Below are 14,142 nucleotides of genomic sequence, written 5' to 3'. Positions count from 1 at the left end.
CGGCTTATTTGAAAATCATAATTAATCGATCTGATTCTTTTTTATAAAACTTGCGCAACTTATAATCACCAAAAACATCTAAAAGGTAGATTTCTTTCTCATTCATCATCGCTTCAAAGTCCTCTAGTCTTAACGCCTTAACACGTTCTTCGTATTCATGGTGTTCTCCATCTGCATCAAAGACAATCTCTTTGATAATAAACCCGTCTTCGTATTTTCTAGTAATATGGAAGTCAATTCCGTCTACTGTTTTAACTTCAGAAGGTACTAGATTAGCGATAACTTTATCTACATTCATAAAGTCGATTACTGCTAATCCGTATTCATTTACACTCTGATGAATAGCATCTAATGTACGCATATTATCAGCTGGATCAGGAAAATATCCGAAACTAGTAAATAAATTAAAGATAGCATCATACTTCTCTGTAGAAGGCTCTCTCATATCACGTACTTCAAAATGAAGTGTATCTGTAGCATACTTGCTAGCCTCTTCTATACTATTAGGCGACAGATCTACCCCAGTAACATCGTAACCTAAAGAATTTAAATATATAGAATGTCTTCCTTTGCCACAAGCTAAATCTAACACTTTTGCCCCTTCTTCTAAATTTAAATAATGAGTTAAATTATCAATTAACACTTGTGCTTCTTCGTAATCCCTATCTTTGTATAAAGTATGGTAATAAGGGGTGTCAAACCACGACTTATACCAAGCTTTGTTCTCTTTTGACATACTTTTATTTTAAAACTTTTTAATTAGCCTGCAAATTTACTTTATTTTTGCGGATTAAACCTAGCATATATCACAGACATATCAGGATTTTATAACTAACTAAAATAGTCTTGAAATAATGAAAAAAACGCAGTAAATTATACTGTTTTTATCAGACGTAGTATATTGGTTTAAAGCAGAATAGTCAATTATTCCTTATATAAGAAGAAAGATGGAAAATTTTAAAATGGTGGCTAAGACCTTCTTCGGTTTTGAAGAAGTACTAGCAAAAGAATTACAATTATTAGGTGCATTAAATGTACAACAGGGTACTAGAATGGTAAGTTTTAAAGGAGATAAAGGTTTTATGTATAAAGCCAATCTATCTCTGCGTACAGCTTTAAAAATCCTAAAACCTATTGCTACTTTTGCAGTATATAATGAAGCAAACTTATATAAAGGTGTTCAAAGTATTGACTGGAGTGAGTATCTATCAGCTAATCAGTCCTTCGTAATAGACGCTACAGTATTCTCTGATAACTTTAACAACTCTCAATTCGTTGCGTTAAAAGCAAAGGATGCTATCGTAGATCAGTTTAGAAATAAAAGTGGAGTACGCCCAAGTATAGATAAAGATTATCCGGACTTAAGAATTAACGTCCACTTACAAAAAGACCTGTGTACAATATCTCTAGATTCGTCAGGAGCCTCTCTACACCACCGTGGATATAGAACAGCTACTAATATCGCTCCTATCAATGAAGTGTTAGCAGCAGGAATGTTATTAATGTCAGGATGGGATGGTAGAAGTGATTTTATGGATCCAATGTGTGGTTCTGGTACAATCTTAACAGAAGCGGCTATGATCGCTTGTAATATCCCTGCAAATATCAATAGAAAAGAGTTTGCTTTTGAAAGATGGAATGATTGGGATGCAGAGCTTTTTGACAAGGTACAAGAGTCGCTATTAAAAAGAATACGCGAGTTCCATTATACAATAAAAGGATACGATAAGGCACCTTCTGCAGTATTAAAAGCGATAGATAACGTAAGAAATGCTAACTTAGACGAATATATCGAGATAAAAACTGCGAACTTCTTCGATACTCAAAAGGAAACTGAAGGCCCACTACACATGGTGTTTAACCCTCCTTATGGAGAACGTCTAGACATAGATCTAGAACGCTTCTACAGAGAAGTAGGTGATACATTAAAACAAGGATACCCTGGCACAGAAGCTTGGTTTATCACAGGTAATGTAGAAGCCTTAAAATTCGTAGGATTAAGACCTTCTAGAAAGATAAAACTATACAATGGAAAACTAGAAGCTCGTTTAGTAAAATATGAACTATACGAAGGAAGTAAAAAAGGAAAATATATTAATAAAAATGATTAAACCATGAGTGTATCTACTAAAACCATCATCTTACAGTTTCTGAGTTTTGCTGTACTATTCATTTTATGTCGTTTAGCATTCACTACTTTTACAGCATTAAGTGGTTTTTGGTTACCACTGACAAGTGCTGTAACTGCTACAATCTTAGCTCCTCAGTTTAAAGTATTCAAAACTGATAAAGGAGATAAAATATGTATGCGTTGGATATTCTTAAAAGGTGTGAAAATTTTAAACAAATAAAAGAACAAAAGCACAAAAGGCTTTGTTTTTACCCTTTGATTACATAGATAAGCTCTATTATCCATAAAAGAACTTTATCTTATAAAAAAGACAATTTTTGGCTTTTATACTAGTTATAAATGCCCTACATTTGTCACATATCCCTTTAAAAATTTAAATACTAAAAAGCCAATTGATCATCTAATCATGAACAATTGGCTTTTTTATTTTCTAAAAAATTATAACTAGCTATTTATCAGTCAATATAGATAGTAACTCAGCATCTACATATCTTCCCTTCTCAAAAAAGTAATCTCGTAGTACGCCTTCTGTTTTCATTCCGTTTTTCTGTAATACACGACGAGAAGCATCATGCGCAGGATCAATAAAAGCTTCTATACGATGCAAATCTAATGTAGTGAAGCCAAACTCTAACATTAAGGCTACAGCTTCACTAGCTATTCCTTTCCCCCAATAGGCAGGAGTTACTTCATATCCTATCTCTGCTCTACTGTTCTCTAGTGATAAACTATGAAATCCGCATGTTCCTATTAGTTCATCATTTCCCTTTAAAGTTATAGCCCATCGAAGACCTTGTCCATTTATCGTTCTATCATTCCATATCTGAATCAGTTCTTCTGCTTGTTCTACAGTCGTAAACGTTGCTAGATCATAGTATTCTGTTACTTCATCTTTAGAAAAGTATTCAAATACTTGTGGAGCATCACTTCTTCTTAATTCTCTTAAAACTAGTCTATCGCTTTTCACAATAGGCATTTCTCTGATTATTTTCATCTTTTGCTTTTTTACAAAGTACCACATTTTACTTTAGACTATCATAGTTACTTTATACAAACACCGTTGACATAAGTTCTCTTACTCAAACTAGCTCTAAAGTACATTTTGAGAAATAATTAACTGTTTTACTTTTTATTCCCCTTCTTATCTTCTATTTTTGAGTTCTAACCTATTAACTATAACTATTATGAATAGAAGAGCTTTTCTTCAAAATACCAGTATGGCTGGTATAGGTGCATTAATCGTACCTTCTTCTTTATTTAGCTTCTCAAGCAACACTAAAAAAGTGCGTATCGGAATGATCGCTGTAGGACTAAGAGGGCAAGTGCACTTAGATGAATTACTAAAAAGAGACGATGTAGAAGTGATCGCAATGGCTGATCCTGATGACAGAATGATCAAACGCGCTCAAAAAATCGTAGATAAACACAATAAAAAACAACCTATCGTATATGACAAAGGAGATTATGACTACCAAAATCTTCTAAAACGCAATGATATAGATGCTGTTATTATCTCCTCTCCTTGGGAATGGCATGAAAGACAAGGGACAGAAGCTATGCGTGCAGGCAAGATAGTGGGTATGGAAGTATGTGGAGCCATGACGCTAGAGGAATGTTGGAATTATGTAAATGTGTATGAAGAGACAAAGGTACCTCTGATGATGTTAGAGAATGTGTGTTACCGCCGTGATATCATGGCTGTCTTCAATATGGTAAAGAAAGGTAAGTTTGGGGAATTAATCCACGGTACTGGTGGATATCAACACGACCTTAGAAATGTCTTATTTAACGATGGGGTACAACCTTATGGTGGAGGTGTAGAATTTGGTGAGAAAGGATTTAGTGAAGCGAAATGGAGAACAGATCACTATGTCACTAGAAATGGGGAACTATACCCTACGCATGGTGTAGGTCCTCTAGCAGCTATGTTTAATGTCAATAGAGGGAATAGAATCACTCACCTAACTTCTATGGCTTCTAAAGCAAGGGGATTACATCAGTACATCGTAGAGAATGGCGGTCAAGATCACCCTAATGCAAAAGTAAACTTTAAACAAGGAGACATCGTTACTACAACACTTAAATGTGAGAATGGAGAGACAATGGTATTGACTCATGATACTTCTCTACAACGCCCATATAATTTAGGTTTTAAAGTACAAGGTACTGATGGTATCTGGCAAGAGATTAGCTCTGGCGGATTAGACAAAGGATTTATCTACTTCGAAAAAGAGATGGATCATTCTCATCAATGGGCTAACTCTAAAGACTACTTAGAGCAATATGACCATCCGCTGTGGAAAAACAATGAGGCTAAAGCTGTAGGTGCTGGTCATGGTGGTATGGATTACTTTATGATCAATGCCTTTGTGGAAAGTATCAAAAGAAATATAGAGTTTCCATTTGACATTTATGACTTGGCTACTTGGTATGCAGTGACTCCTCTAAGTGAGAAGTCTATAGCAGCACATGGTCAGGTACAAGAGATGCCTGACTTTACGAGAGGTAAATATGTGAATAGAAAGACAGTATTCGGTTCTAATAGTGAATATTAATAGATAAAAAAATCCCTGTTATGTATAACAGGGATTTTTTTGTTCTTTATTTTAAGTGCTCTGAGATAAAGCCCATCATACATTTATAAAAAGCAATACTGTTCTCCTCTTTTGCAAAGCCATGCCCTTCATCATATTTTACCATATAAGGTACTTCAAAACCACGCGCTCTTAATGCTTCCACAATTTGATCAGACTCTGCTATTTTTACCCTTGGGTCATTCGCTCCTTGAACAACGAAAAGAGGTTTGTTGATTTTATGTAATTGATAGACAGGAGACACTTCACGAGCAATCTCTCTTTCTTCTTCATTATCTAAATCATACCATATCTCTTTAACCATGTCTTTATAAGGCTTCCAATATTCTGGGAATGATTCAAAGAATGTGAATATACTAGATACACCAACATAATCTACTCCACAAGTATACAGCTCTGGAGTCTTCACTAATCCCATCAGTGTAGCATATCCTCCATGGCTAGCACCATAAATAGCAATCTTAGAAGCATCTACCCATCCTTGTTCGATAACGTATTGTACTCCATCTTCTACATCGTCCATTACTTTCCGTCCGATTTGTTTAAAACCTGATGTAAAGAACTCTTTCCCATAACCTCCTGATATACGGAAGTTCACTTGTAATGTTGCATATCCTCTACTTGCGAATAACTCTGTTTCTGGGTTAAAGCCCCAACTATCTCTAATACCTTGTGGTCCTCCATGTGGATTCACAATTAAAGGGACTTTATTTCCTTCTTTAGCAGATTTAGGTAATGTAATATATCCATGTAGTTTAATCCCATCACGACTCATAAACGAGATAGGTAACATCTCTGCCATATCCTCTTCTTTTAATTGAGGCATTAGATCGTAAAGCAGAGTAACATCACCTGTATCTTTATCATAATTATAATACTTACCATAAAGCTTATCACTCTGTACTATGATCAAATAACGGTCTTCTTTTTCTGTCTTAGCTGCTATAGAATACTCATATTCTCCAAAGTGTCTGTCTAAATCAGCACTAATCTTTTTAAAAGTCTCACTTACTGGTTCTATCACAACTTTTTCGCCTTCGTACCCTAAGTAGTCTATCTCCCAATTTCTATTACGAGAAAGTCCAATAATAGAAGCATCATACTCTGCATTAGCATATACTTCTTTAACTACAGACTTTGTTCTAAAGTTATACAGTACAATGCGTTGCTTATCAGAATCTAAATTAGTCAAAACATAAGCTTCATCTTTATCTGTAGACGCATAGTTAAATGCCATAAGAGAGAAGGTATCAGACCAATTTATAGTATGAAATAATTGGTAAGTTGTTTCTCCTTCTGCTTTATAAAAATACTGTGTCTGTATACCATTATACATCTTAGAATACCCTCTAAGATTACCATCTTTATCAAAATCATAATCAGATACAGGATTAGATGGGTCATCATTCGTAAATAGCTTCACGTATTCACCTGTATTGATATTAATCTTATAAGGTTCAAATATTTGAGCATTTTCAAGATTCATTGTGATAATGATATAATCTTTTTGCTCTTTAAGCATATTCAGAATACCTGCTTGTACCTTATCAAATGGGGTTAGATCTATGTTATTACTACCATCTACATTCACAGCATATATATGGTAGTTCTCATCTCCTCCATTATCCATTACATACGCTAGTCGGTCATCATTAATCCATCCATACCCTCTTACCAACTCTTCTCCTTCTTCTATTACACGGATGATATTACCTGTCTCAATCTCTTTTACATACACATGGCGTTTATTCTTCTCATCTTTTTCTCTATAAGATAAATACTTCCCATTAGGTGAGAGTTGAAATCCAGATGATGTAGGACGTTGAAAGTAATCTTCTACCTTATACTTATACTCCCCTTGTTCTTTATTAGCTAAGGCCAATAATTCTTCTTCTGTAGATACTAACGAAGGATTTCCTGGTAGAGTAATTACTGTCTTTTCAAAAACAACAGGTAGTTCTTGTTCCATTTGACTCATCTTTCCTTCTATTTTGTTTTCTATATACGCCCCTGCAAAGCTCATTCCCATAGCTGCGACAGAAAAACTTAAGTTGGCTTCTTTAAAAGCTATATTGGTAGCTTCGATTCCCATCGCTCCTTGACTAGGTAAGTCTAAAGTAACTTTATCTATATCTTCTATATGCAATACTAGATCTACTTTCATTTCTCCTAAGTCTAAGACTGCTTTATAATCTCCTATAATTTCTTTCATAATCCTATTTTCTTTTCTATTTGCACTCCTTTTCTAACAAGTAGCTTTACAAAAATACTGTTTTAAATATTCTTTCTAATCTACTTTATCAATTAAGTATAGGTACTAAAATGTGTAAATGTACTATTCCACAAGAGTACTAATAAATACTATTCTACAGCAAAAGAGAGTATAATGACCTCACTTCATTCCCCAACTATCTACACTATGTGTCATTTATTTTGTTAAAAAGAGGTCCAAACTGTCTAAAACAGCGATGGCACAACTATTGAAGGTACTTAAGTGACTATTTGGTTAATAAAACTTTTATAATGAGATATATTCTCAAATACAAACACTAAAAAATAAATTATAAAACAAACACGCAAATAGTATAACAATATTAAAAGATAAGGTTATGCAAAACGACAAAACGATTAATACGCCACAATCAATTCCTTTAGACAAACAAGAAGGAAAACCTTTAAAGACAAAATCATTATCTACAACTGATTATATCGTTTTAGGAGGTACCTTTTTACTAATGGGGGTAGGATTATTTTTAATTTACAAATTACAACCATACTTCGAGAGAATACGTTTCGAACAATTAAAATCATTTTGGGGTTCTACTGTAATTAACTTTGGACTTGTTCTATTTGTTTTACAAATGAGCTTCTTACTTTATATAGTATATCTTTATTTTAGATATAAACCTGTTGCTTCATTAAGTGATGAAGAATTACCAACATGTACTGTTATAGTTCCTGCTTATAATGAAGGACGTTTAGTATATGATACCCTACTTAGTTTAGCAAATGGTGATTATCCAGTAGAGAAATTAGAGATTATTTCTATAGATGATGGTAGTAAAGATGATACATGGAACTGGATGTTGAAAGCTAAAGCAGAATTAGGAGAAAGAGTATCTATCTTACAACAACCTAAAAACCAAGGAAAAAGACACGCGCTATACAGAGGTTTTAATATAGGTACAGGAGAGGTTTATATCACAGTAGATAGTGATTCTATTGTAAAAAAAGATACACTTAGAAACTTAGTTAGCCCATTCGTGTACAATGAGAAATGTGGTGCTGTAGGAGGAAATGTAAGAGTACTAAATACAGAGGATGGAGTTATTCCTAAAATGCTAAATGTAAGTTTTGTATTCAGTTTTGAATTCATTCGTTCTGCTCAGAGTGCTTTAGGATCAGTACTATGTACCCCAGGAGCATTAGCAGCATATCGAAGAGAAGCTGTAATGAACTGTTTAGAAGATTGGATCAACCAAACTTTCATGGGACAACCTTCTGATATCGGTGAAGATAGAGCCATGACAAATATGATTCTAAAACAAGGATATCACGTACTATTCCAACGTAATGCTTATGTATTAACAAATACTCCTGAAGAGTATAGAACATTATACAAGATGTTTATTCGTTGGGAAAGAAGTAATGTGAGAGAAAACATTGCTATGAGTAAATTTGCTTTTAAGAAGTTTAGAGAGGGATCGACAATAGGTCCAAGAATTTTATTGCTAAACCAATGGTTAAGAGTACTAATGGCTTATCCTTTATTAATCTTAATGTTATTCTTCATAGCGACTAAACCATTAGTGTTTATCACTTCTGCTTTAGTAAGTATTTTTATCTTCTCGAGTATTCAAGTATTTTTCTACTCGAAAAGATATAGCGTAGCAGAGTCTTTCTGGGCGTATCCATATAGTATATTCTATACGTTTACTCTATTCTGGATTACTCCTTACGCTATCGCTACCGCTAACAAAAGAGGTTGGTTAACAAGAACATTACCTGCACAAAAATAGAGTAGTTGAATATATTGATTTAAGTAAAAAAGACAGCATGCACTTCGCTGTCTTTTTTCGTTTTACTCTATTCATTTCTTTCATCTAAGGGAAATTAGCATAAATAAAGAACGGCTACTCTGTGAAGAATAGCCGTTCTTTTGTTCTTATCTATTTTAGATTATTTCACTTGATCTTCTGTTAGGTCAAATCCCCAATCTTTTCCTTTCATTGTAGCAGGAACTCCTTTTACCATCCAAACTGGTGCTTTACCATCTTTTAGGTAGTAATCGAAGAATTGTTGTTGACGTACTTGAATATCTTTTCTATTTTGACGTTTCATCAAGTTGTGCTCATCTCCATTATAGTTTAACATCCACGCTGGTTTTCCTAAACGTCTTAATGCCATAAACATTTCGATACCTTGATACCATGGCACTGCCCCATCGTTATCATTATGCATAATCACCACTGGTGTTTTTACATATGGCATTCTAAATAATGGTGAGTTTTCAATATATAAGTCATGTCCTTCCCAAAGTGTTTTTCCTATTCTACTTTGTGTTTTTTCGTATTGAAATTGGCGGCTCATACCACTTTGCCAACGGATCCCTCCATAAGCTGATGTCATATTCGCTACTGGAGCTCCTGACCATGCAGCTGCGTACATATCTGTTACTGTAATTAAATGAGCAACTTGGTATCCTCCCCAACTTTGTCCTTGGATAGCAATTTTATCAGCATTAACCCATTTATTTTGTTTTAAATACTCTACTCCTGAATTGATATATTCTTCTGCTGACTTACCTGGATGTCCATCTACATAACTAACATCTGGAGTAAACACTAAATAACCATTACTTACAAAATATGAAATATTTAAACGAGATGGTGTTGGTGCTGGAGCTTCATATCGATGCAAGTTATCAGATAACTTCTCATAGAAGTATACAATCATTGGATACTTTTTATTTGCATCAAAATCTTCAGGTTTGAATAACACTCCTGTTGACTCATACCCTTTAGGCGTAGTCCAATGTACTAACTCTGCAGTACCCCAATTGTACTCTTTTTGTTGTTGATTAATATCACTTAATTGAGTAGCGGATACTAAATCATTAGTAACATAAAGATTCATTGACTCTGTAAAAGAACCTTTTAAATAACCATATACATTAGCATCCTTCGCTTTAAACAAAGAACTATAACCACTATATGGTTGCATTAATATTTCTTTAGGTGCTTTTGTACTTTTTATTTCTGTAGTAAAGAATCCTGCATCTTTTGTTTGTTCATTGAATGCTGCTAAGATTACTTGTTCATTTCTGTTGAATGAACGCTTTTCATCATCTAACTTTAATACATCAAAAGCAATATTATTCTTACGTCCATATCCATTAGTAACCATTCTAGGAGCTTTATTACTATTCAAATAAAATTCCCAAATATCAAAACGGTCTCTAATTAAAACAGACTCGTCGTTATCTGTCCATGCTTGGATCCCATAAGAAGAAGCATTGTCAGGCATATCAAAAGTCTCATCTGCAAAAGATACAGTTAAACCTTTATTTAAATGTTTTGTAATATTTGATTTCACATCATAAGCATACCAATTACCTTCTTCACTGTTATAGTATACCACAGCAGTCCCTTTTGGTGATATACGAGCTGAACCTGGTAAGTCAGCAACTACCTCTACTTCTTTACCTGTATTTACATCTACAATGTAGTAAGAAGAAACTCCTGAGATATTCCACTGTCTTTCTACTCTTCGTCCAAAGTCTGAAGAATTAAACACAATATTAGCATTTCCTTCGTCTACTAATTGGCTTCCATTGATTTTTTCATCAGCTAAAGCAATAAGTTTACTCCTATCTTTAAGGTTAATAGTAGCTAAAAAACTTCTCTTTAAGTCCTTATCTAGATTCACCAATTGTTGAGGTTGAATATAGTCTTCATTATAATGCCAAATATCTACTACTGCATGATCTTCTGCTATAAGTGTAGTGTCTTTAGCAATAGGTTTTGGTGCAATACCTAAATACAATCTTCCTCCATTCTTACTAAAACGAGGTTTGTTATTTTCTGAAACAACCCAATCTTTAGGCATTCCTTTAGTTGTATTAGATGCTAATACTGTAGCGCCTGTTACAAGATCAGTATAGTATAAGTCATATTTCTTTACTAATACTTTCTCCTCATCATTCGTTCCAATAAACACTAATTGCTTACCATTCTCATCAAAAGAGAACTGAGAATACTTACCTGTACCTTCTAAGATTGTTTTGACTGCTTTTGTTTTCAAATCAACTACAAATACTCCGAAAGGTCCTTTTGCTTTCTCTTCTTTAGCAGTTTCTTCTTTTGTATCTGCTACCTCCTTAGTTTTCTCAGTCTTAGTCTCGTCTTTTTTATCGTCCTTTTTCTTTGCATTAGGATCCTTTGTAACAAAAACCAAATATTGTCCTAGATCATCAAAGTAATAGTCTGTTACATTCTCATAAGAAATTTTCTCTCCTGTTACTAAGTTCTCAAATACCAATTCTAAAGGAGTGTCTTTGTCTGCTTTTTTAGCAGGTTTCTTTACCTCCTTTTTGTCTTTTGACTTTGCAGTATCTTTAGCTGGCTCTAATAAATATGCTAGGTAATCTCCTTTCTTTTCTGGTACTTTAAAAGACTTAATATCTGATTTCTTTACTAAAGCTCCTGTCTTTAAATTATATATTCCTAAAGAATCTTTTGCTATCTCATCCTCTTTTTTCTTCTTCGTTCTTACTGCCTTTAAATCAGCGTAAGTAGGTCGAATAGAAAAAACAGAGAAGTTAGATGTTCCTGTAAATACAGGTTTTTCCCCTCTTGGAACTACAAGTTTTTTAGTTTTTTTTGTTGTCTCTATATAAAGAGTTTTGTCTCCTTCTTGTGGATTCACTTGATATAAAATCCAGTCTCCATTATTAGAAAAAGTTTTTGTTCCAATAGATTGCCACCCATCATAAACAGAATGGTCTAAAGGCTTTTTTTGTGCTTGGGTAGTCAAGCTCCCCAAAACAAAAAGACCTAACCCTAACTGTTTCCAGAAATAACTAGGATTAGATCTTTTTGTAGGTTTTGTTGTTGGTGTTAATTTCATATTACGTTAGTTAATTTACGGCTTGGAAGTTACCGCAAATTTCGTACTTGACCAAACAACTATCTTAATTGGTTTAACTCATGTAATTCTCTTATACGTTTCTTACTGATTTTACCTACACTTGTTTTAGGTATATCATCTACAAATACAAAGCGATCAGGGATAGCCCATTTATTGATAACTTGCTTATCAACATACTTTTGCATATGCTCTACTAAGTCTTTCTCCACAATCTCAACTCCCACTTTTGCTACAACTAATGCGAAAGGGCGTTCACCCCATTTATCATCAGGAATTCCAATGACTGCGGCATCTACCACACCTGGATAACTACTTATCATCTCTTCTAAAGCGAGTGAAGACATCCATTCACCTCCTGTTTTAATCACATCTTTAGAACGATCTACTATTTTCACATCATTATTCTCATCAATCCAAGCTATATCGCCTGTATGCAAATACCCTCCGTCCCACAGTTCCTCACTCTTCTTTTTATCTTTATAATATCCCATGGTAAGATAAGGAGCTCTTACTACGATTTCTCCTAATGTTTTACCATCTTTAGGCACTTCTACTCCATCCTCATCTATTACTTTTAAATCCACTAGTAATGCAGCTCTCCCCGTCCTTGTTCTAATCTCTAATTGAGACTCTAGATTATTTTGAATAGTCTCTAAAGATAAATAAGAAGTCGTTAATAATGGACAGGTTTCGGACATTCCATACCCTGTTACTACTGATATACCTCTTTCCATAGCTCTTCTTGCTAATGGCTTACTCAATGCCGATCCCCCTATTAATACACTCCAATTTGAAAAATCAATATCACTAGCAGCAGGGCTCGTCAATAACATATTTAATATCGTAGGTACACAATGTGATATCGTAGGTTTCTCTTTTCTAAAGATTTCTAAGAAACTCTGTGGTTCAAATCTACCAACATACACTTGTTTTAAACTTAATGCTGTCGCTACATAAGGAAGCCCCCAAGCATGCACATGGAACATTGGCGTTAAAGGTAAATACACATCTTTTGAGGTAATTTTAAACCCTTCATTCATCAGAGATAACACACTCATCTCTACCATCGTATGTAGCACTAACTGACGATGAGTGAAATATACTGCTTTAGGGTCACCTGTTGTACCTGTTGTATAGAATAAAGTAGCTACTGCTTCCTCAGAAAAATCAGGAAAACTATACCCTTTCGAAGAAGAAGCAACTAAGTCATCAAAGTATCCTTTTATATCTAAAACCGTCTTAACTTCATTAGTGTGATCGCGAATAATAATAATCTGCTTTACAGTAGTCATTTTATCCTTGATCGACTCTACTATTGGTACAAAATCCTCATGCACAACTAATACCTCATCCTCAGCATGATTAATGGTATAGAGCATTTGTTCTGGAGTTAAACGCCAATTAATTGTATGCAATACATTCCCTGAAATAGGAACAGCAAAATAATTCATTAAATAGCGATGGCTGTCATAATCGATTACTCCTACCACACTACCTCCTTCTAACCCTAATTCTCGATATACATTACACAACTGCTTCACTCTACTATACAGTTCATAATAATCAAAGCGCTCTTGGTTCTTATAAACGATTTCATGTTTAGGATTCACACGAAGTGAATTCTCTAGCAAGTCTTTTATCAATAGTTGATAGGCATGAGCATTACTTGCTGATTCTATTGTTTTTATTTTCATTTGATTGTTTTTTAGTTGGTTTACTACAATATAGTAAAAAGTTTCAAAACTCACCCTACCAATCAATTACGAATCTTATATGATAATAAAAATAGATTATCCTAACCTGGAAACTAAACATAAAAAAAGCCTGTGAACATTTCTATCCTCAGGCTTTTAAAATTATATCATAGATCTCTCTTAGCTTCTCAGTGATGCAATGAATTCTTCAACATCAGCATCAAACGTTGTTTCTTGAATTAATTCAAGAGATAAGGTTGTCATCTTTTTAAAATGTGTTTTAGAGAAACTTCTTCCTCCAAAACTCTCTTTACAAAAATCTCCTATAATACCAAACACTCCGTTTACCTCTTCTAAAGTAACTTCTTTCTGATCTGCATATCTCCCTCTTAATACAGCAGCTCCTACATAAGCTCCAATCTTCACGACCAAGTCTGTATTTAGAATTTCCTTTTTATCAGCTAAATAAAATAACTCATCTAAATTATGATGTATTAGCGTTTTTATATCCATATTCTATACTTCTCTTATTTAAAGCAAAGGTAAAAAGAAAAGTAGAGATATACTTAAACTT

Annotated in this window: 10 protein-coding genes; 4 read left to right on the top strand and 6 right to left on the bottom strand. The window is 34.0% G+C overall.

All coding sequences use genetic code 11. The features are described 5' to 3' along the window. Positions 1-4: 4 nt before the first annotated feature. Complete coding sequence (locus tag BK054_RS11010; protein ID WP_006256733.1) at positions 5-736, bottom strand: class I SAM-dependent methyltransferase; 732 nt, start codon at positions 734-736, stop codon at positions 5-7. 226 nt (positions 737-962) lie between these two features. Between BK054_RS11010 and BK054_RS11005 the strand changes: the two genes are divergently transcribed. Together BK054_RS11005 and BK054_RS11000 are read left to right on the top strand one after the other, a co-directional pair. Further along, positions 963-2,111, top strand: a complete 1,149-nt coding sequence (locus BK054_RS11005) for a class I SAM-dependent RNA methyltransferase (protein ID WP_006260835.1) — start codon at positions 963-965, stop codon at positions 2,109-2,111. Positions 2,112-2,114: 3 nt separating this feature from the next. Further along, complete coding sequence (locus BK054_RS11000) at positions 2,115-2,351, top strand: hypothetical protein (RefSeq protein ID WP_006266669.1); 237 nt, start codon at positions 2,115-2,117, stop codon at positions 2,349-2,351. Between the two features lie 228 nt (positions 2,352-2,579). Here the strand turns inward: BK054_RS11000 and BK054_RS10995 are convergent, their stop codons facing one another. Then, the gene (locus tag BK054_RS10995) at positions 2,580-3,125 is read right to left on the bottom strand and encodes a GNAT family N-acetyltransferase (protein ID WP_006260834.1); all 546 of its coding nucleotides are present in this window, start codon (positions 3,123-3,125) and stop codon (positions 2,580-2,582) included. A gap of 190 nt (positions 3,126-3,315) precedes the next feature. On the opposite strand from BK054_RS10995, the gene BK054_RS10990 reads away from it, so the two are divergent. Next, positions 3,316-4,686: a Gfo/Idh/MocA family protein gene (locus tag BK054_RS10990; protein WP_006260833.1), complete on the top strand. Its 1,371-nt coding sequence runs from the start codon at positions 3,316-3,318 to the stop codon at positions 4,684-4,686. A 46-nt stretch (positions 4,687-4,732) separates the two neighbouring features. Here the strand turns inward: BK054_RS10990 and BK054_RS10985 are convergent, their stop codons facing one another. Continuing rightward, positions 4,733-6,937 (bottom strand): alpha/beta hydrolase family protein, encoded by a 2,205-nt coding sequence (locus BK054_RS10985; RefSeq protein WP_058699451.1) that lies wholly within the window; start codon positions 6,935-6,937, stop codon positions 4,733-4,735. A 397-nt stretch (positions 6,938-7,334) separates the two neighbouring features. On the opposite strand from BK054_RS10985, the gene BK054_RS10980 reads away from it, so the two are divergent. Beyond that, positions 7,335-8,744 carry a glycosyltransferase gene (locus BK054_RS10980; RefSeq protein ID WP_006256740.1) on the top strand — a complete coding sequence of 470 codons (1,410 nt, stop codon included), beginning with the start codon at positions 7,335-7,337 and terminating at the stop codon, positions 8,742-8,744. Between the two features lie 160 nt (positions 8,745-8,904). On the opposite strand, the gene BK054_RS10975 is transcribed toward BK054_RS10980, so the two are convergent. From BK054_RS10975 to BK054_RS10965, 3 genes are all read right to left on the bottom strand, one after another. Beyond that, on the bottom strand, positions 8,905-11,853 hold the full coding sequence (locus tag BK054_RS10975; protein ID WP_058699450.1) for a prolyl oligopeptidase family serine peptidase: 2,949 nt from the start codon (positions 11,851-11,853) through the stop codon (positions 8,905-8,907). Between the two features lie 59 nt (positions 11,854-11,912). After that, entirely contained in the window at positions 11,913-13,568 is a 1,656-nt protein-coding gene (locus BK054_RS10970) for a fatty acid--CoA ligase (RefSeq protein WP_058699449.1), read from the bottom strand. A 180-nt stretch (positions 13,569-13,748) separates the two neighbouring features. Beyond that, on the bottom strand, positions 13,749-14,081 hold the full coding sequence (locus BK054_RS10965) for a hypothetical protein (RefSeq protein ID WP_006256743.1): 333 nt from the start codon (positions 14,079-14,081) through the stop codon (positions 13,749-13,751). Between the last annotated feature and the right edge of the window lie 61 nt (positions 14,082-14,142).

It is taken from the genome of Myroides sp. ZB35 (genome assembly GCF_001865835.1).
Taxonomy (GTDB): Bacteria; Bacteroidota; Bacteroidia; order Flavobacteriales; family Flavobacteriaceae; genus Flavobacterium; species Flavobacterium odoratimimum.
This window is presented reverse-complemented; position numbering and strand designations above follow the sequence as displayed.